Origin of the sequence: Rhizobium sp. L51/94, assembly GCF_019355555.1 — a bacterium.
In the GTDB taxonomy this organism is placed as follows: Bacteria; Pseudomonadota; Alphaproteobacteria; order Rhizobiales; family Rhizobiaceae; genus Rhizobium; species Rhizobium rhododendri.
This window is the reverse complement of record NZ_CP072141.1, coordinates 2179810-2202854: the sequence shown is the minus strand read 5'-3', so window position 1 is coordinate 2202854 and position 23045 is coordinate 2179810. Positions and strand designations below refer to the sequence as shown.

The 23045-nt window shown below is 60.8% G+C and carries 23 protein-coding genes; 12 read left to right on the top strand and 11 right to left on the bottom strand.

Annotated elements, in window-relative coordinates:
* Positions 1 to 17: 17 nt before the first annotated feature.
* The 7 genes from pstB to J5274_RS10795 form a co-directional block, all read right to left on the bottom strand.
* The gene (gene pstB, locus J5274_RS10825) at positions 18 to 854 is read right to left on the bottom strand and encodes a phosphate ABC transporter ATP-binding protein PstB (RefSeq protein ID WP_142829504.1); all 837 of its coding nucleotides are present in this window, start codon (positions 852 to 854) and stop codon (positions 18 to 20) included.
* 29 nt (positions 855 to 883) lie between these two features.
* A complete protein-coding gene (pstA, locus tag J5274_RS10820; RefSeq protein WP_142829506.1) occupies positions 884 to 1735 on the bottom strand; it encodes a phosphate ABC transporter permease PstA in 852 nt (283 codons plus the stop codon).
* Between the two features lie 11 nt (positions 1736 to 1746).
* Complete coding sequence (pstC, locus tag J5274_RS10815) at positions 1747 to 2718, bottom strand: phosphate ABC transporter permease subunit PstC (protein ID WP_142829508.1); 972 nt, start codon at positions 2716 to 2718, stop codon at positions 1747 to 1749.
* Positions 2719 to 2794: 76 nt separating this feature from the next.
* A complete protein-coding gene (pstS, locus tag J5274_RS10810; RefSeq protein ID WP_142829510.1) occupies positions 2795 to 3820 on the bottom strand; it encodes a phosphate ABC transporter substrate-binding protein PstS in 1026 nt (341 codons plus the stop codon).
* A gap of 301 nt (positions 3821 to 4121) precedes the next feature.
* Positions 4122 to 4466, bottom strand: a complete 345-nt coding sequence (locus J5274_RS10805; RefSeq protein ID WP_142829512.1) for a cupin domain-containing protein — start codon at positions 4464 to 4466, stop codon at positions 4122 to 4124.
* A gap of 126 nt (positions 4467 to 4592) precedes the next feature.
* Positions 4593 to 5876, bottom strand: coding sequence for an O-acetylhomoserine aminocarboxypropyltransferase (locus J5274_RS10800; protein ID WP_142829514.1), 1284 nt, complete (start codon positions 5874 to 5876; stop codon positions 4593 to 4595).
* Between the two features lie 118 nt (positions 5877 to 5994).
* Positions 5995 to 6426 carry a CoA-binding protein gene (locus tag J5274_RS10795; protein ID WP_142829516.1) on the bottom strand — a complete coding sequence of 144 codons (432 nt, stop codon included), beginning with the start codon at positions 6424 to 6426 and terminating at the stop codon, positions 5995 to 5997.
* A 109-nt stretch (positions 6427 to 6535) separates the two neighbouring features.
* Here J5274_RS10795 and J5274_RS10790 point away from each other — a divergent pair, with 109 nt between their 5' ends.
* The 8 genes from J5274_RS10790 to J5274_RS10755 all read left to right on the top strand — a co-directional run bounded on the left by J5274_RS10790 (position 6536) and on the right by J5274_RS10755 (position 12142).
* Entirely contained in the window at positions 6536 to 6862 is a 327-nt protein-coding gene (locus tag J5274_RS10790) for a hypothetical protein (RefSeq protein ID WP_142829518.1), read from the top strand.
* A 593-nt stretch (positions 6863 to 7455) separates the two neighbouring features.
* Entirely contained in the window at positions 7456 to 7920 is a 465-nt protein-coding gene (gene rplM / locus J5274_RS10785) for a 50S ribosomal protein L13 (protein ID WP_111220549.1), read from the top strand.
* Positions 7921 to 7922: 2 nt separating this feature from the next.
* Positions 7923 to 8393 carry a 30S ribosomal protein S9 gene (gene rpsI, locus J5274_RS10780; protein WP_111220548.1) on the top strand — a complete coding sequence of 157 codons (471 nt, stop codon included), beginning with the start codon at positions 7923 to 7925 and terminating at the stop codon, positions 8391 to 8393.
* A 124-nt stretch (positions 8394 to 8517) separates the two neighbouring features.
* Positions 8518 to 8808 (top strand): type II toxin-antitoxin system RelE/ParE family toxin, encoded by a 291-nt coding sequence (locus J5274_RS10775; RefSeq protein ID WP_142829519.1) that lies wholly within the window; start codon positions 8518 to 8520, stop codon positions 8806 to 8808.
* Entirely contained in the window at positions 8809 to 9105 is a 297-nt protein-coding gene (locus J5274_RS10770) for an addiction module antidote protein (RefSeq protein ID WP_142829521.1), read from the top strand. It begins immediately after the preceding gene.
* Between the two features lie 254 nt (positions 9106 to 9359).
* Complete coding sequence (speB, locus tag J5274_RS10765; RefSeq protein WP_142829522.1) at positions 9360 to 10313, top strand: agmatinase; 954 nt, start codon at positions 9360 to 9362, stop codon at positions 10311 to 10313.
* Between the two features lie 82 nt (positions 10314 to 10395).
* The gene (gene argC, locus J5274_RS10760) at positions 10396 to 11328 is read left to right on the top strand and encodes an N-acetyl-gamma-glutamyl-phosphate reductase (RefSeq protein WP_142829524.1); all 933 of its coding nucleotides are present in this window, start codon (positions 10396 to 10398) and stop codon (positions 11326 to 11328) included.
* 22 nt (positions 11329 to 11350) lie between these two features.
* On the top strand, positions 11351 to 12142 hold the full coding sequence (locus J5274_RS10755) for a sulfite exporter TauE/SafE family protein (protein WP_142829526.1): 792 nt from the start codon (positions 11351 to 11353) through the stop codon (positions 12140 to 12142).
* Positions 12143 to 12187: 45 nt separating this feature from the next.
* Here the strand turns inward: J5274_RS10755 and J5274_RS10750 are convergent, their stop codons facing one another.
* The 3 genes from J5274_RS10750 to J5274_RS10735 all read right to left on the bottom strand — a co-directional run bounded on the left by J5274_RS10750 (position 12188) and on the right by J5274_RS10735 (position 17158).
* On the bottom strand, positions 12188 to 13195 hold the full coding sequence (locus J5274_RS10750) for a hypothetical protein (RefSeq protein WP_374113720.1): 1008 nt from the start codon (positions 13193 to 13195) through the stop codon (positions 12188 to 12190).
* Between the two features lie 183 nt (positions 13196 to 13378).
* Positions 13379 to 15934, bottom strand: a complete 2556-nt coding sequence (locus J5274_RS28785) for a glycosyltransferase (RefSeq protein ID WP_257625644.1) — start codon at positions 15932 to 15934, stop codon at positions 13379 to 13381.
* Positions 15935 to 16054: 120 nt separating this feature from the next.
* Positions 16055 to 17158 carry a COX15/CtaA family protein gene (locus tag J5274_RS10735; protein WP_142829532.1) on the bottom strand — a complete coding sequence of 368 codons (1104 nt, stop codon included), beginning with the start codon at positions 17156 to 17158 and terminating at the stop codon, positions 16055 to 16057.
* Between the two features lie 124 nt (positions 17159 to 17282).
* On the opposite strand from J5274_RS10735, the gene J5274_RS10730 reads away from it, so the two are divergent.
* Both J5274_RS10730 and J5274_RS10725 read left to right on the top strand, forming a co-directional pair.
* On the top strand, positions 17283 to 17492 hold the full coding sequence (locus J5274_RS10730; RefSeq protein WP_111220799.1) for a DUF2842 domain-containing protein: 210 nt from the start codon (positions 17283 to 17285) through the stop codon (positions 17490 to 17492).
* A gap of 127 nt (positions 17493 to 17619) precedes the next feature.
* A complete protein-coding gene (locus J5274_RS10725) occupies positions 17620 to 18873 on the top strand; it encodes a GNAT family N-acetyltransferase (protein WP_224128260.1) in 1254 nt (417 codons plus the stop codon).
* 8 nt (positions 18874 to 18881) lie between these two features.
* On the opposite strand, the gene J5274_RS10720 is transcribed toward J5274_RS10725, so the two are convergent.
* A complete protein-coding gene (locus J5274_RS10720; RefSeq protein WP_142829534.1) occupies positions 18882 to 21113 on the bottom strand; it encodes an exopolysaccharide transport family protein in 2232 nt (743 codons plus the stop codon).
* Between the two features lie 176 nt (positions 21114 to 21289).
* Here J5274_RS10720 and J5274_RS10715 point away from each other — a divergent pair, with 176 nt between their 5' ends.
* Positions 21290 to 21865, top strand: a complete 576-nt coding sequence (locus tag J5274_RS10715; RefSeq protein ID WP_142829536.1) for a polysaccharide biosynthesis/export family protein — start codon at positions 21290 to 21292, stop codon at positions 21863 to 21865.
* A gap of 6 nt (positions 21866 to 21871) precedes the next feature.
* The gene (locus J5274_RS10710) at positions 21872 to 23017 is read left to right on the top strand and encodes a glycosyltransferase family 4 protein (RefSeq protein ID WP_142829538.1); all 1146 of its coding nucleotides are present in this window, start codon (positions 21872 to 21874) and stop codon (positions 23015 to 23017) included.
* The last annotated feature ends 28 nt before the right edge of the window (positions 23018 to 23045 follow it).

Here is a 23045-nt window from a genome sequence, read left to right as displayed (position 1 = left end):
TACGATAAAGGCAAATATCAGCCGTAGCGGCCGGTGATGTAGTCTTCGGTACGCTTGTTCTTCGGCGCCTGGAAGATCTGGTCGGTGGCGCCGTATTCGATCAGGTCGCCGAGATACATGAAGGCGGTCTTGTCGGAGATACGGCTGGCCTGCTGCATGTTGTGCGTGACGATGACGATGGTGAAATCGCCCTTCAATTGCGCAACCAGTTCCTCGATCTTGGCAGTCGAGATCGGATCGAGTGCCGATGTCGGTTCGTCCAACAGCAGGACGGATGGTTTCACGGCGATGGCGCGGGCGATGCAGAGACGCTGCTGCTGGCCGCCGGAAAGCCCGAGGCCGCTCTGGTGCAGCTTGTCCTTCACTTCGCCCCACAGCGCCGTGACGGTCAGCGCCTGTTCGACGCGCGCATCCATCTCCGCCTTGGAAATCTTCTCATAGAGACGAATGCCAAAAGCGACGTTTTCATAGATCGACATCGGGAACGGCGTCGGCTTCTGGAACACCATGCCGACCTTGGCACGCAGATCGTTCAGATCGACGTCCTTGCTGAGTATGTTGCGACCGTCCAGCAGGATCTCCCCAGAAGCCGTCTGGCCCGGATAAAGATCATACATGCGGTTGAAGGTGCGCAGCAGCGTGGACTTTCCGCAGCCCGAAGGACCGATGAACGCCGTCACGGCATTCTTGCTGATGCTCATGTTCACACCCTTCAGAACGCGATGGCCGTTCTGATAGGTGAAATCGAGGTTCTTCACATCGAGCTTCGGAAGGTCACCAATATCCGAAGCGGAGACTGCGCCCTTGCCCGACTGTGCGTTAACGCTCAGGAAATTGTTGTCGCTCATGTTCATGGTCTTATTCCTATCGTTCGGCGGCTGCGTCACTGGCGGCGCCCACTCAGAAAACGGGCAATGATATTGAGGGCCAGAATGGCGACAGTGATGATCAGCGCGCCTGCCCAGGCCAATTGCTTCAGATCCTCACCGGCATCAGCGGCCAGCGTGTTGATGGCAACCGGCAGCGTGGCGATCGGACCGGTCAGTCCCCCCTGCATGAACTTGCTATAGCCGGCCGTAAACAGCAGCGGCGCGGTCTCACCACTGATACGGGCAACGGCCAGCAGGATGCCCGTCAGGATGCCCGACCAGGCAGACTTGTATATCACAGTCGTCATCGCTTTCCAGCGTGGCGCGCCAAGGGCCGCCGTTGCTTCACGAAGCGAGTTCGGCACCAGCAGAAGCATGTCCTGCGTCGTGCGGTTGATGACCGGGAGCGCGATGAGCGCCAATGCAAGGATGCCGGCGATGGCGGAGTTCCCATGCATCGGCACGACCACGACACCGTAGACGAACACGCCGATGATGATCGAGGGTGCGGAGAGCAGGATGTCGTTGATGAACTTGGCGACCTCGGCAAGCTTGCTGCCGTTGGCGAATTCTACCAGGTAGGTGCCGGCAAGAATGCCGATCGGTGCTGCCAGCAGGGTCGCCAGACCGGTCACGATGAAGGTACCGTATATGGCGTTCAGCAGGCCGCCGCGCGAGCCCTGGGCCGGGATCGACATCGTAAACACGTCGAGGCTGAGTGCCGTGACACCTCGATAAACCAAGGTCACGAGGATGACGCTCAGGAACAGTATGCCGAGGATGGCAGCGAGAAACGACAAGGCCATCATGACCTGGTTCGTCATATGGCGGCGCGAGATGATCCTCTGACGAATTGCGTTTTCCATGGCTTTCTTCCTCAAAACGAGTCGACGCGGCCGATCATCCATCTCGCCACTGCAAGCACGCAGAAGGAAAGGACGAACAGGAGCAGGCCGAGTGCCATCAGGCTCGAAAATTGCAGACCGTCGGCGTCGCCGAAATTATTGGCGATCTGGGCGGAAATGGTGGTCGACGGCGAGATGATCGACGACTGCAGGCGGCTGACGGAGCCGACAACGAAGGTGACGGCCATGGTTTCGCCGAGCGCACGCCCAAGGCCGAGCATGATGCCGCCGACGAGACCGCGGCGTGTGTAGGGTATCAGGATGTTGCGCGCCACTTCCCAGGTGCTCATGCCCATGCCGTACGCGGATTCACGCAGCATCGGCGGCACGGTGGTGAAGACGTCGCGGGCAATCGCCGTGATGAACGGCAGGATCATGATGGCCAGCACGAGGCTTGCCGTCAAAAGGCCGACGCCCGGTGCAGGTGGCTGGAAGAGCGACCCGATCAGCGGCACCTGGCCAACGGTGTTCATGAGGAATGGGAGGACATAAGTCTGCATCAGCGGCACGATCATGAACAGACCGACGATGCCGTAGATGATCGAGGGAACGCCGGCCAAGAGCTCAATGGCGGTGCTGATCGGGCGCCGCAGGCTGCCGGGGCAAAGCTCGGTCAGGAAGATGGCGATACCAATGCCCAGCGGAACTGCAATCAGCATCGCGATGAGCGAACTCACCAGCGTGCCGACCAGGGCGGGCACCGCTCCGTAAATCTCCAGGGGAGCGCTCCACCTTGTGCCCCAGAGGAACGAGAAACCGAAGGCCTGGAATGTTGGCAAGGCATCCACGACCAGAACGGTCAGGATTGCCAGCAGCAGAAGCACGACAAAAGAAGCCGAGCTGAGCGTCATGAAATAGAAAATCCGATCCTGCGTCCGGAATTTTCTGGTGACGGCGGAGGTTTCCATGGTCTGGAATCCAGCCGTCTGAGTCGCATCAGCCATCGCTTTCTCCTTGTCCTGTCATTAAAGGCGGACAGGGCAATACCCTGTCCGCCGCTCGTTTTTCAGTCAGCACAGATTACTTGGTGCCGAAGTCTTTCTTCCAGGACTCTTCCACGACCTTGGCAACCGATTCCGGAACAGCAAGGTAGGACATGTCGGTCGCCGACTTCTGGCCCTTCTCGTAGGCCCACTTGAAGAACTTCAGGGCTTCTGCGTTTGCAGCAGGATCGGCAGGCTTCTTGTAAAGCATGACCCAGGTAGACGCTGCAATCGGCCAGCTGTTTTCACCCGGCTGGTTTGTGAGGATCAGGTTGAAGTTCTTGGCATGTGCCCAATCGGCGTTCGAAGCAGCAGCCTTGAAGGTTTCCAGGCTAGGCTCGATAACCTTGCCGGCGGAATTCTTCATCTTCGCGAAACCGATGTGGTTGGCGACGACATACGAGTATTCAACGTAGGAGATCGAACCAGCCGTCTGGTTGACGGTTGTGGAAACGCCTTCCGAACCCTTGGCGCCGAAGCCGACCGGCCATTCAACAGCCGTGTTGGAACCAACTTTCGACTTCCAATCCGGTGAAACCTTCGAGAGGTAGTCGGTGAAGTTGAAGGTCGTGCCAGAGCTGTCAGCGCGGTAAACGACGGAGATCGCCGTGGAAGGCAGCTTTACGTTGGGGTTGAGAGCCTTGATCGCAGCATCGTCCCACTTGGCAATCTTGCCGAGGAAGATGTCGGCGAGCGTCGTGCCGTCGAGAATGAGTTCGCCCGGCTTTACGCCTTCGACGTTATAGGAAACGACGATGCCGCCGGAGATCATCGGGAACTGGGCAATGCCGTTCTTCTCGAGATCTGCGTCGCTCATCGGCTTGTCCGAAGCGCCGAAGATGATGGTCTTGTCGAGGAGCTGCTTGATGCCGGCGCCCGAACCAACCGACTGGTAGTTGACGGAGTTGTTGGTTGCAGCCTTGTAACCCTCGGCCCACTTGGACAGAACCGGAGCGATGAAGCTCGAACCAGCGCCGGTGATGTCGGCAGCTATGGCCGAAGCCGTCATGGTGACGACCAGGCCTGCGCTCAGGCAGAGGGTGCGGATTTTCAAATTCAACATAAGGGTCTCACTTCCTTGAGTGATGATCGGATGGCGGGCGGAAGGGAGCCACAAACGGACCGTCCATCGATCCATCACGGCCGCCACTTCCGGCGACATGGATGGCTCTATAGTTGCAATGTTTCAGTTTGATGACAGTTTGATGATGGCCAAATGACACGGTTTTCAGGGCGTGTGCGGCCGCATGGATCGAGAATGCAGACCGCGCCAATGGGGCTGGGCAGACAGCAACTGCCGCTCGTCACGGGAGCAAGGCCATCGTCGTCGAGCGCAACGGCCAGCCCGGAGCCTGCGCCCTCGCCTAAAGCCGCACGACATAATCCTTGCGAGTCGTTTCAATCACTTCCCAGCTTCCGCTGAAGCCGGGTTTCAAGACCATGCGGTCGCCTGCGCGAAGATGATGCGCCTCGCCGCCATCCTCTGTCACGATGGAGTATCCCGACAGAATGGAAAAGTATTCCCACTCCTCATAGACGATGCGCCACGATCCGGGAGTCGCCTCCCATATGCCGGCGTAAATGCCACCCTCGGCCTCGTCGAGGCTCCATGTCCGAAACTGGGGGTTGCCGGAAAGCACGCGATCGGCAGCAGGCACGCCGAATTCAGGAGCGATGGCTGTAGCGTCGAAAAGGATGGCATTGGTCATCGGAAGTCTCGCATCTGATCTTGGTGACAGGCCCTGCCTGTAGCACAAGAGCGTCGAGAGTGGATAATGGCGGATTGGAACTGCCCTGCTCTACGGCAGGGCAGTTTCCGATGGCGATGGCTGCTCCTAAACCTTCGACAACGCCTGCTCCAGATCCGCGATGATATCCTTCACGTCCTCGATTCCCACGGAGAGGCGGACGACGTCGGGGCCGGCACCTGCGGCTGTCTTTTGGTCGTCGCTCAGTTGCTTGTGGGTGGTGGACGCGGGGTGGATGACAAGCGAGCGGGTGTCTCCGACATTGGCGAGATGCGAGAACAGCGTCAGGCTCTCGACAAAGGTCTTTCCCGCCTCGTAGCCGTTCTTCAGGCCGAAGGTGAAGACGGCGCCGGCGCCCTTAGGCGAATAGCGTTGCTGCAAGGCATGGTTGGGATCGTCGGCAAGACCGGCATACTTGACCCAGGCGACCTTGGGGTGTCGCTTCAGCCACCCCGCGACTTCAAGCGCGTTGTCGCAATGGCGCTGCATGCGGAGCGGCAGCGTCTCGATGCCGGTGAGGATCAGGAAGGCATTAAACGGGGCGATGGACGGACCGAGATCGCGCAGCCCAAGGACGCGGCAGGCGATGGCGAAGGCAAAATTGCCGAAGGTCGCATGCAGCACCATGCCGTTATATTCGGGGCGCGGCGCCGACAGCATCGGATAGTTGCCGGATGCGGACCAGTCGAAGGTGCCGCCGTCGACGATGACGCCGCCCATCGAATTGCCGTGGCCACCCATGAACTTGGTCAGCGAATGCACGACGATATCGGCGCCGTGTTCGAGGGGGCGGATCAGATAGGGGCTTGCCAGCGTGTTATCGACGATCAGCGGCAGGCCGTGGCGGTGGGCGACGGCGGCGATGGCAGCAATGTCGATGAAGGTGCCGGCCGGATTGGCAAGGCTCTCGATGAAGATTGCGCGGGTACGATCGTCGATCTGGCTCTCGAAACTCTCGGGCTCCAGCGGATCGGCCCAGCGCGCCTGCCAGCCGTAATTCTTGAAGGCATGACCGAACTGGTTGATCGAACCGCCGTAAAGCTTGCTTGCCGCAACGAAATTATCGCCCGGCTGCATGATGGTGTGGAACACCAGAAGCTGAGCCGCATGGCCCGATGCTACCGCCAGCGCCGCCGTGCCGCCTTCGAGTGCCGCGACGCGCTCCTCGAGCACGGCCTGGGTCGGGTTCATGATGCGGGTGTAGATGTTTCCGAACTGCTGCAGCCCGAACAGGGCGGCTGCGGCATCCGCGTCGCTGAAGACATAGGCGGTCGTCTGGTAGATCGGCGTCGCGCGGGCGCCGGTCGTCGGATCGGGCTGTGCGCCTGCATGAATTGCCAGCGTGTCGAAGCCCGGATTGGTGGTCGCCATGGTAGTCCTCCCTCAATATCTCACGGACGACCATAGCGCGACGGCGATGCAAATTCATCGCGATCTTTTCTCATTCCCGCCTGAAGCGGAGAAAATCCTACCCTGCACGGGCAGTCGATCAGGCGGAGGCAAGTCTCGGGATCTCGATTGCCGGGCAGCGGTTCATGACCACCTTCACGCCGGCCGCCTCGGCCTTTTCGGCGGCCGCATCGTCGCGGATGTCCAGCTGCGACCAGATGACCTGCGGCTTGGCCGGAAGCGCCAGCGCATCCTCGACGACGGCATCCAGATATTCGGGCGCGCGAAACACATCGACCATATCGACAGGCTCGGGAATGTCGGCGAGCTTGCCGAACACCGGCTGGCCGAGGATTTCCTTGCCGACCAGGCCTGGATTGACCGGGATGACGTGATAGCCTTTGGCCAGCAGATAGCCCATCACCCCATTGCTCGGGCGTGCAGCATTCGGGGACGCGCCGACCAGTGCGATGGTCTTCACGCTGTGCAGAATATCGGCGATGTAGGAATCGTCATAACGGTCGTGGTTCATTGCTGACATCTCCAGCTTCGATCACAGTTACGTTTTTGTCGTATCCAGCGGAAACTAGCGTACCGCTTCTGCGTATATAGGCATGAACCGAACCTGTGAGGACAGTCTCATGCAAAAAATCATCCTACTCGGCGTTTTGGCAGCATCTATGGCGACGCCCGCACTGGCGATCAATCGCTACAACTCCATGTCATACAGCTGCTCGGCAGCGCAGGCGCTGATCGGCCGCGAACGCGCCGTGATTTTCCGTCACCCTGCGGAACGGACGAAAAACCTGACGCTTTATGACCGCTACGTCAGCGACCGCGGGGCCTGCAATTTCGGCGAATATGCTTTCGAAGACACGCTGCCGACGAAGGACACGAAAAACTGTCCGGTCTACACCTGTCACTCGACAAGCGAACTGGACGACGACGAGATCATACCCGACCGTTGATTTTGGTACGCCGCCTAACTTGAGCTCCAAAACCGCCAGCGAGCGCAGCTGAGAGTGATAAAGAGCGAGCCAAATTGGAGCGGGAGAAGGTTCTATCAATTGTCCTGTTTCGGTCTACTTTTGTTCTGGTATCCATCAGTAGCATCTTATAGTTGCCGCAGATATTCCGCTACCGCCTTTGGTGCATTGCAACATTGTGACAGTGGACGAACAGATGCTTCTCTGTTGCTCGCAGAGCGACAATAATACTCGAGTTTACCCTCTTCGGTAGAGGCTTGATTGTCGCGACGTTGAAGCTTTTCAGCTTACTTTCGATGAAATGATCGCCCTGAGCTTTAGTCATAGAAGACATCAGACGCCATGAATTTTGTGGTATTGATATACCACATTCCTAGAGCGTTGATATCATTGACTATTTTTAACCGTCTCTCGAAATGCCAATCTTGACCTGAGATGGGGTTTCCCCTACAAGCCGCAGCAGAAACGCAGCCTTTCCGGGCTGCTTTCTTTTTGGCCGGGCCAAGCCTTTCCAATTCAAGCAACAAGAAACGCCCTGACCTTCGGGTTCTGGGTCCTAAAAGAGAGTATACAACATGGCAACCTTCTCCCAGAAGCCTGCAGAGGTGGAGAAGAAGTGGATCATCATCGACGCCGAAGGGCTCGTCGTTGGTCGTCTCGCTTCTGTTATCGCAATGCGTCTGCGTGGCAAGCATAAGGCTACCTTCACTCCGCACGTCGACGACGGCGACAATGTCATCGTCATCAATGCCGAGAAGGTCGTCTTCACCGGCAAGAAGTACGAAGACAAGGTTTACTACTGGCACACCGGTTATGCCGGCGGCATCAAGGAGCGTACCGCTCGCCAGCTGATCGAAGGCCGCTTTCCTGAGCGCGTCCTCGAAAAGGCTGTCGAACGCATGGTTCCCCGCGGACCACTCGGCCGTCGCCAGATGAAGAACCTGCGCGTCTACACCGGCTCCAACCATCCCCATGAAGCGCAGCAGCCGACCGTTCTCGACGTCGCCGCGCTGAACAGCAAGAACACAAGGAGCGCCTGAGTATGGCTGACCTCTCTTCCCTGAAGGATCTCGGCACGGTTTCGGAACAGCCTTCTGCTCCGGTTCACGTTCGCAAGGTCGACTCGCTCGGCCGTTCCTACGCCACCGGCAAGCGCAAGAACGCCGTTGCCCGCGTCTGGATCAAGCCAGGCTCCGGCAAGATCATCATCAACGGCCGCGAATTCGCAACATATTTCGCACGTCCGGTTCTGCAGATGATCCTGCGCCAGCCGATCGTCGCTGCTGCCCGCGACGGCCAGTTCGACATCATCGCCACGGTTGCTGGCGGCGGTCTCTCCGGCCAGGCCGGTGCCGTTCGTCACGGCATCTCCAAAGCCCTCACCTACTTCGAACCCGGCCTGCGCGGCGTTCTGAAGAAGGGCGGCTTCCTGACACGCGACAGCCGTGTTGTTGAACGTAAGAAGTACGGCAAGGCGAAGGCCCGTCGTTCGTTCCAGTTCTCCAAGCGTTAATCGCTGGCTGGATTTGGTTTTGGAAAAGGCGGTGCTTCGGCGCCGCCTTTTTTGTGTTTCGGCAACAAGTCGCCAGCCTCTCCCGGGACTTTGACAAATCGGCTTTGTGAACTATAATTCACGCGTGATCGAAGTTCGGCAGACCTCTATTTTTGCGAATTGGCTAGATGCGCTCCGAGACGCGCAGGCGCGCCAACGCATCGTCGTTCGCATCCGGCGGCTCGAACTCGGTAACCCTGGAGATATCAAGCCGGTCGGTGAAGGTGTCAGCGAAATGCGCATCCCTCATGGCCCCGGCTACAGGCTCTATTTCACCCGATCCGGTGAGACGATCGTCATTCTTTTATGCGGCGGCGACAAGTCATCGCAGGCAAGGGACATCGCAATCGCCCGGCAATTGGCTAAGGAGATTTGAATGCCCTTGGAAACCACCCGCTTTGACATCCAGGACCATTTGACCACACCGGCCGACCGCATGCTCTATCTCGAAGCCGCTTTCGAGGACGGTGATCCGGCGCTCATCACCCAGGCCCTCGGCGACGTTGCCCGTGCTGCCGGCATGACGTCTGTCGCCAAAGAAGCGGGCGTGACCCGGGAAGCACTCTATAAATCACTGAGCGAAGCCGGTGATCCGCGCTTGTCGACCTTTCTCGGCGTGATCAAGGCGCTAGGATTGAAGGTGTCGATCTCGACGGATCAGAATGCGGCTTAGGATCGGCGGGTAACGGGTGAAAGAGGATAGCTGGCGTTTTTCCGACCCTCCCGCAGGCATAGTCAGCGCAAATAGTCGGGGAGACGATCCGGCAGCCTTTTTTGCTCTCCACCCGTTGCAATGCGTAAGGCTGTCGGTGACATTCACCTTTGAGTAACTCAGGCTTTGAAGACTATGGCTGGCCATCATTTATTCGCAGAACTGCGGCTGAAACTGCGTGGCTCGAAGACGAACTGAATGCGAAGGACACCGGCTTGGCCAGCAAATCCATCGACCATGCTTTCACCGCGACCTCCCCCACCTCGGCCGCCAGCGACCCGACCTTCGCCGGCGCCCTTTCCTTCATGCGCCGGCGTTTCAGCAAGGACCCGACGGGCGTTGATGCCGTCGTCTGGGGCATTCCGTTCGATGCGGCAACCTCGAACCGCCCCGGCGCCCGCTTCGGGCCGCAGGCGATCCGGCGAGCTTCGGCGATCTTTGACAACGATCCACAATATCCGTTCGCCCGCGACCTTTTTGCCGAAATGGCTGTCATCGACTACGGCGACTGCCTGCTCGACTATGGCAACCACGCCGCCACGCCTGCTGCGATCGAACGCCAGGCCAACACGCTGCTCGACAGCGGTGCCTTCCTGCTGACACTCGGCGGCGATCACTTCATCACCTGGCCGTTGCTGAAAGCCCATGTCGCGCGGCACGGGCCGCTGGCAATGGTGCAATTCGACGCCCATCAGGACACCTGGACCGACGAGGCCGGGCGCATCGACCATGGTTCCTTTGTCGGGCGTGCGGTGCGCGACGGGTTGATCGATGCCTCCCGCTCGATCCAGATCGGCATCCGCACCCAGGCGCCGGAGGATTGCGGCATAGAGATGATCCATGGCTACGAAGTAGAGGACATGACAGCATCCGACATCGCCGCCCGGATCCTCGCCCGCACCGCGGGTGCGCCGGCCTATCTCACCTTCGACATCGACTGCCTCGATCCTGCCTATGCACCCGGTACCGGAACGCCTGTCGCCGGGGGCCCGTCGAGCGCCAAAATACTATCGGTGTTGCAGCGGTTGTCATCGCTCGATATCCGGGGCGCGGATGTTGTCGAGGTGGCGCCAGCCTACGACCACGCCGATATCACCGCCATTGCGGGCGCCACGGTGGCAATGTATATGCTCGGATTGTATGCCGGGCGACTGGCGACAAACCGCTGAGGCGGTTGTTATCATTCTGAATCAAGTTGATGGCATATTGATTCCGTAAATCACGCGAACCCTTTGAAAGTGCAGGACGATCATGGCACCGAAAATCTTCATTGATGGCGAACACGGCACCACGGGCCTGCAGATCCGCACGCGCATGGCCGATCGCCGCGATGTCGAATTGCTGTCGATCCCGGAAGCACAGAGGCGCGATGCGGCAATTCGCGAAGATATGCTGAACAGCGCCGACATCGCTATTCTCTGCCTGCCGGACGATGCCTCCCGCGAAGCGGTGGCCATGGTGTCCGGCAACAACAATGTCCGCATCATCGACACCTCGACGGCTCACCGTATCGATCCGAACTGGGCCTACGGCTTTGCCGAGATGGCCAAGGGCCAGGACGCCAAGATCGCGGCGGCGCGTCTCGTCGCCAATCCCGGCTGCTACCCTACCGGTGCCATCGCGCTGATAAGGCCGCTGAGAGCTGCCAGCATGCTGCCTGATGGCTATCCCGTTACCGTCAATGCGGTCTCCGGCTATACCGGCGGTGGCAAGCAGATGATCGCCCAGATGGAAGACCCGAGCCGGCCTGACTCGATCTCCTCGCCGCACTTCCTGTATGGCCTGCCGCTCAATCACAAGCATGTGCCTGAAATGACCACCCATGGCCTGCTCGACCGCGCACCGCTCTTCTCGCCGTCGGTCGGCAAGTTTCCGCAGGGCATGATCGTCCAGGTCCCGTTGCATCTGGATGCCTTGGCGCAAGGAACGACGCTGGAAACAATCCACGCGGCGCTCACGGATTACTACGCCGGACAGGATATCGTCGAGGTGGTGTCGCTTGATGCCAGCCGCGCCCAGCCCCGCGTCGATGCGGTCGAACTGGCCGGCAAGGATACGATGAAGCTATTTGTGTTCGGGACGCCGGGTGGCAGCCAGGTCAATCTGGTGGCGCTGCTCGACAATCTCGGCAAGGGCGCTTCAGGTGCTGCCGTGCAGAACATGGACCTGATGCTGTCCGCCTGAAATCCCGGGAGTAAGCCAAGCAATGTCTTTGGATGCGCTGCGGGCGGCCGTTGACGCCTGGTTTATCGCATCCCTGCCTGCACATGGTCTGGTGGCGCTTGTCGCCATCGCACTTGTTGCTGGTCTTGCGCGTGGATTTTCGGGCTTTGGCGCGGCGTTGATCCTCATTCCGCTCGGTGGTGCACTGATTGGCCCAAGGTTGATCTCACCGGTGCTGCTGGTCGTCGATGGGCTGGCGACGCTCGGAATGGTGCGTCCGGCGTTTCATCTGGCGAACCGGCGCGAGGTCGTGACGATGGCGGTAGGCGCTATCATCGGGGTGCCGCTCGGCACTGCCATACTCGCGCTGATGGATCCGCTGCTGCTGCGCTGGCTGATCACTGCCATCGCCGCCTGCCTGCTGACGCTGCTGGTATCCGGCTGGCGCTACCACGGCGAGCCGACGCGGCCGTTGACGGCGGCGGTCGGTTTCATTGCCGGGTTGTTCAGTGGTGCGGCCCAGCTTGGCGGGCCGCCGGTCGTCGCCTTCTGGCTCGGTGGCAAGAGCAACTTTACCCGCGTCCGTTCCAACATCATCCTGTACTTCTCGATCTCGACCATTCTCAGCGTCGTCAGCTACTATACCAGCGGCCTGTTCGTGGCGCAGGTGTTCGCGCTGACGGTTGTGATCCTGCCGAGCTATGTGCTCGGGCTTTACGGTGGAACGAGGCTCTTCGGCCTCGCCCGCGAAAGCACCTTCCGATGGATCTGCTATGCGCTGATCGGCACCTCCGCCGTGCTCGGCATGCCGGCGCTGGATGGCATCTTCCACTAGACTGTAAGCCCCACGGACCTCAGGTCCAACGTTTCTTGTAACCGTTTATTGCGGTGCACAGACGGGAAGCGGCTTCCCGGGCTTCGGGGGATTGTCGGCCTTGTACTTGGCGATCACTGGCTCGAGAGTTGTCTTTGACCAGAATTTCGGGGTGCCTATCTTCTGCAGGCATTGATCGTTCCAGTACAGCCCCGCTTGCGACAGCGATGCATGGGACGCAGCAGCCTTGGCAACGGCTGATATATCCGATGATTCCGGATAGATATAAAGCGTCGTCGGGTTGTCCTTGACCATGGAGATGACCTGGTTGGCATCCGTCGGCGACCAGCTGGTGCAGCCATTGCTGCGGCCGCCGGCGTAGTTGACCAGATTGCCGAACGGCACATAGCCGTCCTTGTTGGCGTAGGGACTCGCCGGGGCCTTCATCATGCACATGGCGGCCACCTTCGCGGCTGCGTGACCGCCGATAACGCGGGCGCGCGCATTCGCCGTGTCCCCCTCGCCGTCGAACTGGAGGAAGGATCGCATGAAGACAGCGTCCTTGACGCCCGATGACTTGTAATACCCTTTGAAGGACGTCTTCACCTCGCTGGTGACATAGGAGCCACCCGTCGTCAGGTTGGAGTCCATGGCGTTGCCGAAATTGCGGGCACATTCCCGGCCGTTGGAGAAATCGACGACGCCTGGAAGCTTCGTACCGCTGCCGTGGCCGGCTGCTATCGCGCGAAACGACTGGCTGGCCTCGCAGATGATGTAGAAGCGGCCACCCGAAGTTTCGCTGCCGGGATCGTTCGGCTTGGTGGCATCCATCGCAAAATAGCAGGGGTTCCGGACCCTGCCTTCGCTGACGCGCTGCTGGTAGAGAGCACGGGCGCGCTTCAGGACAGGCCGCGCAATCTGGCCAGGTCCGAGCCCGACATGGGCATCGAGCCAGGATGGAAAGGAGCCCGACTGCTGCACGGCAGAGGCTGGTGCGGCGCTGCCGAGGAGCGCCGCAATGCTGAAGACGCCAATGGTCTGGCCGATGGTCCGAAAGGTCGAAGGCAACCGCACGTACTAAGCACTCCTAGAGAATCAGGGCTCGCCCTAGCATGCAGCAAGCCGTCAAACACAGTCGATAGAGCGATTCGGAGCATATTTCGTAAACAGGCGAGTCAATCCTTCGTGAGCCGACGGTTTCTGCGGGCATCTTGCTTCATTAAAGGGCATCCCTGTAGAGGAAGCAGACTGCATCGCTCATTCGAACAAATCGAGCGAGATGCTGTCGCTGATGCGCGACGAGATCTTGTGGCGGCTGGCCATGATCTCGGCGCGGATCAGGCCTTGCGGATCGTAGAGATCGGTTGCCCGCTCGATCAGCCAGACGCGTCGATGCGTCTCCAGAGCTGCCCTAACCTTTTGACGATCCTCGGGCATGATTTTCGGCGCGCCGCGATTGCTGACGTAGACGCGTGGCAAGCCGCGCGCTGGAAACGGCGCCGGCAGCACCATCAGATCCGGGAATGGCTGCGTGCGCGCAATGTAATACCGCAGAGGAGCATCGAGTTCGTTCGGGGAGGCTATGACCAGATCGCCGGGCTCGGCATCCGCCGCGATGGATGCGACGAGGCCTCGCCAGTCCTCTGTCTCCAGGTGATAGACTGCGTTGGTCGACATCAGGCACATGCCGATGAACAGCACGGCGGCGACCAGTCGCAGGATTGCCCAGCGGCTTCTGGCCAGCATGCCGATGGCGATCAATCCGAGCACGGTCGGCGCCATCCATTCGAACAGGCGGTCGATGTAGACAGGCTTTATGAAATAGCTGATCGCCAGCATTGTCGCCCAGGGCAGGAGCACCACGACCAAGATGAGCGCTGCCAGTGGCCGCTGATTGCGCCAGACCGACGCCATACCGGCGAAGAACAGCAGCACGGCGGGAATGAAGGGCAGATAGCCGCCTGCGATCAGGAACCAGGCGGTCAAGAGATCCCAGGGCGAGAAGGTGATCCAGAAGGCAAGCGATGCCATGCCAGAATTTTGCCGGATGAACATCGACAGGAAGGGCGACCACAGCAGGAGTGCCAGGATGCCCGGCAAGGCGACAGCCAGAGCCTGCCCTGCCCGGCGACCAGGAATGAAGACAAGCAACGACGTTATCAGCCCGACCCATATCCCGAGGGCGACCAGGATACCGGTGTCGTGAAGCCACATCGTTGCGGCCGTGGAGAGCCCCAGAGCTGCCATCGGTGGCACGAGAGGGCTCATCAGAAAAAACTGTTCAGCCCCGGCCCGCAGCCGCTGAAGCAGGATCAGCGCCGAGAGAATGGCAATGGATGCTGCAAACGTTTCCAGCGCATAGGGTCGCGCCTGCTGCGCATAATAGATGCTGCCCGCGTTGATCGCCAGCAGCAGCGCTGCCAGAAGTGCAACCCGGTCGCCACGTGGACCGGCATTGAGGACGCGACCGGCTCCTGCAACCAGCAGGATGGTGGCGACGCTTGCCAGTACCGAAGGCATGCGAAGGGCGGCCTCCGAGTTGCCGAACAGCGTCGTCCAGCCCTTGAGTAGGGTATAGTACATCGGCGGATGGGTTTCGTAGAGCGGCACGTCGGTCCACAGCGCACGCAGCGGCTGGGCGGCAAACCATGCAGTATAGGCCTCATCCAGCCACAGCGACCGCGTAGCCAGGTTGGGCAGCCGCAACGCAAGGCCGAGCAGGGTTATCGCGACGCAGGCAATCCAGAATATGCGGGTGCCGAGGGGCGCATCCCTGTCGAGCAATCCCATCGGCGACACCCCAATCCGGCCCCGCGCCCGGCCGGCATCCGCGCGTCCCTCAGACATGGTCCTGGTGCGCCGTAGCAAGTGGCAGTTCCGAGGGTACGACCTCATGCCGACGCTTGACGAGGTAGATGGGCCGGCGCTTCGACTCAGATAGATGCGACCGATATATTCCCCGAGCGTCCCGATGCCGATCAACTGTATGCCGCCGAGGAGGAGGATTGCGGTCGCCAGCGATGCATAGCCTGGTACGTCGACGCCCTCGATCAAGGTTCGGAGAATGAGGAAGGCGGCGCGACCGATGGCGACCAGCGCGACGGCGACCCCGAGATAGGTCCAGATACGCATCGGTAACGTGCTGAAGCTCGTAATGCCCTCGAGGGCGAAATTCCACAGGCGCCAGCCGGCGAATTTGCTCTGACCGGCGACGCGCGCCTCGCGGGTGTAATCGACGATTGCCGTCTCATAGCCGACCCAAGCAAACAGGCCCTTCATGAAGCGATGCGATTCCGGCAATTGCTTCACGGCTTCGACGACCTCACGCGTCATCAGCCGGAAGTCACCGACGTTTTCCGGAATCTGCACATCCGAGACGGCGTTGTGGAGGCGATAGAACCAGGATGCCGTCAGCCGCTTGGCAGCGCCGTCCGAGCGGCGATCCGTGCGACGGGCGAGCACGACGTCATATCCTTCACGCCAGCGCTCTACCAGCCTTGCGATCAGTTCGGGCGGATCCTGCAGGTCGGCATCGAAGGGAACGACGACATCGCCACGGCTTTCGTCGATGGCAGCCGAGAGGGCGGCCTCCTTGCCAAAATTTCGGGTGAGATCGATGACGCGAATGCGACGGTCGCGTCGGGCAGCAGCCAAGAGCAGGCGCAGGGTGTCGTCTCGGCTACCATCGTTGATACAAACGATCTCGAAGCGCAGCGCAGGAATGGCCTCCAGACCCGGGACAACGGCGGCAAAGAAAGCCGCAACAGTCTCTTCCTCATTGTAGAAAGGCACCGCCAGAGACAGCATAGGCATTTTGCCGCCGCTGTTTTCGTCTTGTAGCTGCCAGTTCATCTGCATCCCATCGCTTTTGCGCAGAATGCAACTATTTGCCGATTCGGCCAATGACTTCGCGTGGCATGATCGCCGGCAGCGTCAGGCGCCAACGACCACCGTGGTGTCGCGCGAATATTCGCCGTAGAAACCCCGCCAGTTGGCCACAGCAAACCCGAACACGACAAGGGCACCGCCCTGGTGCGCGAGAGCCAGATGCAGAGGCACCTGCATCAGCAGCGTGGCGATGCCGAGCCCTGCCTGGCAAAGCACCAGAAACGCCAGCACCACGGCGCGGCGGGTATGGGTGCTGCCGGGTGTAACACGCAGGCAGACGATCATGTTGACCAGCACCACGGCAGTCAGCGCGTAGGCCCCGAGACGATGGACATATTGCACAAGCTTCGGGTTCTCGAAGAAATTGATCCACCACGGGTTCTGCACGAACAGGTCGCCGGGGACGACGGCGCCGTCCATCAACGGCCAGGTGTTGTAGCTGAGGCCGGCATGCAAGCCTGCGACCAGCGCACCGAGGTAGATCTGGAACAAGGCCATCAGGGCAATGAGACCGGCAATCCGGCCGGAATGGCTACTCGGAGGCGCGTCGTCCGAATGCGGGGTCAGCGCCCGCATCACCCACATACAGGCGGCAAAGATCAGGCAGGCGGTGACAAGATGCGTGGCAAGCCGGTACTGGCTGACATCGGTGCGGGCTTCAAGGCCCGACGACACCATCCACCAGCCGATGGCGCCCTGCAGGCCGCCAAGCGCAAAGATGCCGACAAGGGGCAGCCGCAGGCTTTTCTCGATGCGGCCAGTCGCCCAGAAGAAGATCAGCGGCACGGCGAAGATGACGCCCATTGCGCGCGCGAGCAACCGGTGCGCCCATTCCCACCAGAAGATGCTCTTGAAATCATCGACCGTGATGTCGCTGTTCAGCAGCTTGAATTGCGGGATCTGCTTGTAGCGATCGAACTCATCCTGCCACTCTGCGGCATTCAGCGGCGGGATGACGCCGTGGATCGGCTTCCACTCGGTGATCGACAGCCCGGATTGGGTCAGCCGCGTCGCGCCGCCGACCAGAACCAGACAGAACAGCGACAGCAGCACGAAGCCGAGCCAGATGCGGACGGCACGGCGATTGCGGTCCTGGCGTGCGACCTCGCCGCGAACGGCCTGTTCGGTGGAAAAATGTGCAACAGCCATGGTGGGCTCCTTCAATCTGCCTGTTGATTTGCCCCAGCGCGCGGTGCAAAACAAGGGCTGCGCCTTTGCGGCATGGGGTCGCAACTCCCCGTCCCCGCAATCGACTGCCGAGGAGAGTGCCATCATGCCCATCCGCCTGCGCAAATTCATTGGCACCATCCTGTTGATCGTGCTGGTGCTTGGTTATGCTCTGCTGGCGACCACCGTGGCAGTCAATGCGCTCGGAGCCTCGCCCTGGTGGGTGCACCTCACCTACTTTTTCCTCACCGGCCTATTGTGGATCCTGCCGGCAATGGGATTGATCAAATGGATGTCTGGACCGAAGCAGGGATAGCTGCCTGCCGCGTTAACCGCCGGATAAGCATGATCGCCGGAAGACACCGGCCAAACACGCGCTTAAACCGAAAATAGACGGCCTCGCCTCTAGCGTGCGCCTGCAGAAACAGGCGCGGAGGCCAAAAGTGCGGACGGCGACAGGCGAAACCGGAACATTGGCCGATGGCGAAACCGGCGTCGTGGTGCAGCCTCGACCAGCATCGCCGTTGCAAGCCGGCAGCGGCTCGTTGACGATCACCGTCAGCGACAACATGGTGCCTCTGGAACCGGAATGGCGTCGGTTAGAGCGAGACAGGCTGAGCTCCCTGCACCAGAGTTTCGGGTGGTGCACGGCCTGGGTCGAGACTTATCGGCCGACGCTTGCCATCCTGCGCGCAAGCATCGGCTCCGAAGTGGCTTTCATTCTGCCGCTGGAAATCGTCCGCAGCCATGGCGTCAGAACCGCGCGCTTCATCGGCGCTCCACGCAGCAACATCAATACCGGCTTGTTTTCCGCGAAATTTCTTGCCGACGTCACAACCCTTTCGGCAGATGTTCAGGCGGCCATCGCTGTCGCGTTGCGCGGGTACGCCGATCTGCTGTTGCTGTCGAACCTGCCGCTGGAGTGGCGCGGTCGTGTCAGCCCGCTCGCCTCGCTACCCTCCGTCGAAAACCAGAACCGCGCCTTCCAGCTGCCTCTGCTGGGCTCATTCGAGGAAACGCTCAGCCAGGTCAATGCGAAAAGGCGTCGCAAGAAGCATCGGTCCCAGACAAAGTTACTGAATGAAATCGGTGGTTTCGAGCATGTCGTCGCGACGACGCCGGAGGAAAAGCGGCGGATGCTCGATCTTTTCCTGCAGCAAAAAGCAGAACGGTTCAGAGCGGCCGGGCTGCCGGATGTCTTCCAGGGGAGCGACGCCCGCGACTTCCTGCTACGCTTGCTCGCGACGAAAAATATCGAGGGCGACAGCATCGCGCTCGAATTGCACGCCATCAGGCTGAAGGGACGGCATGACGGTCATCTGCCGGCCATTGCAGCCCTTTCGCGCAAGGGAGACCACGTCATCTGCCAGTTTGCCTCAATCGACGAGAGCGTGGTCCCGGAGGCCAGCCCCGGCGAACTGCTGTTCTGGGTGATGATCGAGAAGTGCCGGGAATCCGGCATTGCGCTGTTCGACTTCGGCATCGGCGACCAGCTCTACAAGCGCTCGTGGTGCCCGGTGCAGACGGTGCAGCACGATATCCTGCTGCCGGTCTCGCCACTCGGGAGGGTCGCCGCCTTCGGGCAGAGAAGTCTGACGCGGGCAAAGGCGCTGATCAAGGGTAACCCACGCCTGTACAGTGCCATCCAGAAACTGAGGGCTCGCCGCCAGCAGGCGGCAACGCTGGACGGAGCCTGAAGCAAGCCTCAGGCGGCGGTGCGGTGCCGGTCCTCGTCACCGTCGCTGCCGGACATCAGCACGAGATGCTCGTAGCCGGCCTGCTGGAAATCATGCATGACGGCGACGAACTTCGCCTCATCCGGCACGGGCATGGAAAGGATGATCTCGACATCCTTGCTGCGCGTCAATTTCGCAATCCCGTCGACGTTGACCGCACCGCATTCGACCAGCACCAGATCATAGGCCGACACGAGTGCTTCGAGGATCAGCGAAAGCCGGTCGGCTCCGCGCATGGCGCTTGCAAGATCGCTTGCTCCGAGCGGCACCAGATGGGCGTCCGACAGGCGGTCGGGATGGATGGTATCGGCAAACGCTGCTTCACCACACAAAAGGTCGGTCACGCCGGGAAGTCCCGGCTTGTCGGCCATTAGGCGCGTCGGGCAGGCTGTGCCGGTCATGTCGACCAGGACCACGCGGCGGCCGCTGTCGGCGATGGTGCGGGCCAGCATGACGGTGGCAGTCGAACCTGCGTCACCATCCGGCGAGACGGCGATTGCCATCGGCACCTTGGCATCGATGAAGTATTCGGCGACCGATGGGATCGAGAAGTCCTCCACCGCCTCGACAGTGGCGGCAGGCAGCGCTTCAGGCTCAGCGACGACAGCCGCTGCCGGGGGCTGCATAATTGTCTCCGGCTGTACGGCAGCCCGTTCGGGCGCCTGCACCCTGCGCGTTGCCGACAGCAGGCTTGCGGACACTACCGCACGGCGGAGCGGCGCGGCTGTCGCACTTGGCCGGCCATCGTCTTCGAACATGGTCGCACGCCGCGCACCGTCATTGGGCAAGCCCACCGGCCGCAGGGCGCGACCGCTGAACAGCTCCATGAGCATTATGACAATGGCACTGAGCACGAAGGCTGCAACCGCGGCGATGACCACGATCGGCCCGACCTTGGGGAAGTAGGGGTCAACCGGCTCGACCGCACTCGACACGATCCGGGCATCGGCAGGGCTGGAATTCTTGTCGGAACGGGAGGCAGCTTCGCGGTAGCGGGCGAGATAGGTCTCGAGCAGCTGCCGCTCGGCGGTTGCCTCACGCTCAAGCGCATTGAGGCCGACGGTGTCTTCGCCGGCACGGGCGCTGTCCGCCTTCAGGAGCTTCGACTGCGCCAACAGCTGCTGCTCGCGCATCGCGGCGATCTTTGCCTCGTTGTCGATGCCGGTCAGGATCTTGCGGGTCTCGCGGGTGATCTGCGAGCGGATGTCGGCCAGCTGGGCGCGCAGGCTCTTCAGCCGCGGGTGACCGTCCATCAGCGTCGTCGAAAGGTCCGAGATCTGCGATTCGAGGCTGGACTCGGTCGTCTTCAGACGCTGCATGGTCTGCGAGCCGCTGACGTCGTTCAGCGTGTCGGTGGGGCCGCCGGAGGCCAGGGCGTTACGCACGGCCTGGGCGCGGGCATCGGCATTCGCCTTTTCGCCGCGCACCTGGGCAAGCTGCGTCGAGATGTCGGTCAGTTGCTGGTTGGAAAAGCTGGTGGTGTCGTTGGTCTGCAGCAGGCCATTGGCACTGCGGTAATCGGCAACCTTCTTTTCGGCTTCCGCCACCTTGATGCGCAGGTTGGCGATCTCCGGCTCCAGCCAGCGGGTTGCCTCGGCATTGGAATCGAGCTTGGCGCCGCTCTGCATCGACAGATAGACCGATGCCATAGCGTTCGGAACGCTCTCGGCGAGCTTCGGATCCCGCGAGGTGAACTGGATGCCGATGACACGCGACGTGTTGATCTGGTAGACCTGCAGCCGCTCGGTGAAGGCATCGAGGATGCGCTCCTCGGGTGCCTTGTCGGATGAAGGCTTCTTCAGATGCAGGGTGACCAGCAGACCGGCCAGCGCCGACGACCGCGCACTGTCCTCGAACTCCGGCAGGTCGTAGAGCTTCAGCTGGGTAATCACCTGCTTGATAAGGTCGGCCGACTGCAGGATCTGCACCTGGCTGGCGATATTGAGTTCATCGAGCAGAGACGCATCGTTGCTGCCGGCGCTTGCCTGGTTGCTCGTGGTGGCAAAAGCCGCAGCGCGCGGCTCGATCAGCACCCTCGTCTCGCTGCGATATTCGGGCGAGACGACCTTGGCGATTACGAAGGCGACAAGAGCAGCGGCAGTGACGATCAGCACCACGCGCAGCCGCCGACGCCATACGGCCCGGAAAAGCTGGCTCAAATCAATGTCGACATCCTGCTGGCTGCTGTTTACGCCGGGCATACCGCACTCCGATACTCGTTTGGCGGCAACCGTAAACGACTATGGTAACGCAAGGGTTAAGGCCCCTCTTCTGCTGAACCGGCCCATTATGCGCAATTTGTCGTCACGATTTACCGTCTGTTAACCCTAACAGACTGATAACGGGTTCATGATTTTATTCCTTTGTGAGCACGCGGATGTCTTTCGCTAAGCGTAACATCGTCGTCGTCCTGAGCATGGTTGTCCTCGGCACCGCCCTTGGCGGCTGCGTGAGCTATCAGCCGGCGCCGGAGGCGTTCAGCGCCGCGACTATCCAGCCCTACCGGCTCGATAGCGGAGACCGCCTGCGTGTGACCGTCTTCGAGCAGCAGGCTCTCACGAATACCTATACGGTAGATCAGGCCGGTTATATCTCTGTGCCACTGATCGGCCAGGTGACCGCTCGTGGCAAGACGATGCAGCAACTGTCCGGCGAGATCGCGTCGAAGCTGAAGCAGGGCTACCTGCGCGACCCGGACGTCTCCATCGACATCGACCGCTATCGCTCGATCTATGTCATGGGCGAAGTCGGCCAGCCCGGCCAATACTCCTATGTCCCGGGCATGACGATCCAGAACGCGGTCGCAGCCGCTGGCGGCTTTACGCCGCGCGCCTACCAGGGCAATACGGACGTGACCCGCAAGATCAACGGCCACGTGATGACAGGGCGCGTCGGAATTTCCGATGCGGTGCTTGCAGGCGACACCATCTACGTCCGCGAAAGGCTGTTCTGATTATCAATGGCGAAGCCTTTGCGCATTATCCATTGCTTCAGGTCGCCCGTTGGCGGGATCTTCAGGCATGTGCGCGATCTGGCCGAGCAGCACAGCCGGGCCGGCCATCACGTCGGGATCGTCTGCGACAGCCTGACCGGCGGAGCGCATGAGGATGCGCTGTTTGACGAAATAAAGCCGTTCCTGGCACTCGGCCTGACGCGCATGCCGATCCACCGTTCGGTGAGCTTCGCGGACATGCCGGCGATTTGGCGGGGCTACAGGACGATCAAGAGTTTGCGGCCGGACGTGTTGCACGGACATGGCGCCAAGGGCGGCATGCTGGCGCGCGTCATCGGCACAGTGTTGCGGGTGAACAAGTATCGCGTTGCCCGCGTCTATACCGCCCATGGAGGCAGCCTGCATTTTTCAAAGGCGTCTCTCAAGGGACGCGCGGTGTTCACGATGGAACGCCTGCAGGAGCGCCTGACGGACGCGCTGATTTTCATCTGCGATTTCGAGAGACACGCCTACGAGGCCAAGGTCGGCCCTCCCTCCCCCATGTCGAGGCTCGTCTACAACGGCATCAACGAGCGGGATTTCAGGACTGTTCCAACCCGATCGGACTCCGTCGACTTCATCTATATCGGCATGCTTCGGGACCTCAAGGGTCCCGATCTGTTTATAGAGGCCTTTGGGCAGACCGAGAGGCTGGTCGGTCGGCCATTGTCGGCGCTGTTGATCGGCGATGGGCAGGACCGGGACAAATACATGAGGATGATAGTCGCGGGCGGACTTTATCCGCGCGTCGGCATTCTCCCCGCCATGCGCATCGAAGACGCCCTGTCGATGTCGCAGACCGTCGTCGTTCCCTCCCGCGCCGAATCCATGCCCTATATCGTGCTCGAGGCACTGGCCGCCAGCAAGGGCGTCATCGCATCGGCAGTCGGTGGAATTCCCGAGGTGCTGGGCGCAACCAGCGAGGGTCTCGCCAAGGCCGGCAACGTCGCCGACCTTGCGCGCATCATGGCCGCCTCGATCACGGAACCGGATTGGCGTATCCGCGCCATGCCCGGTCTTGAAATGATACACAAAAGATTTTCGGCGCCCGTTATGGCCGGCGAAGTTCTGAAGCTGTATACAGATATACTGGATCTAGAGGCCAGTTCCTAAAATTTAACCTACCTTACTAAGCCATCCT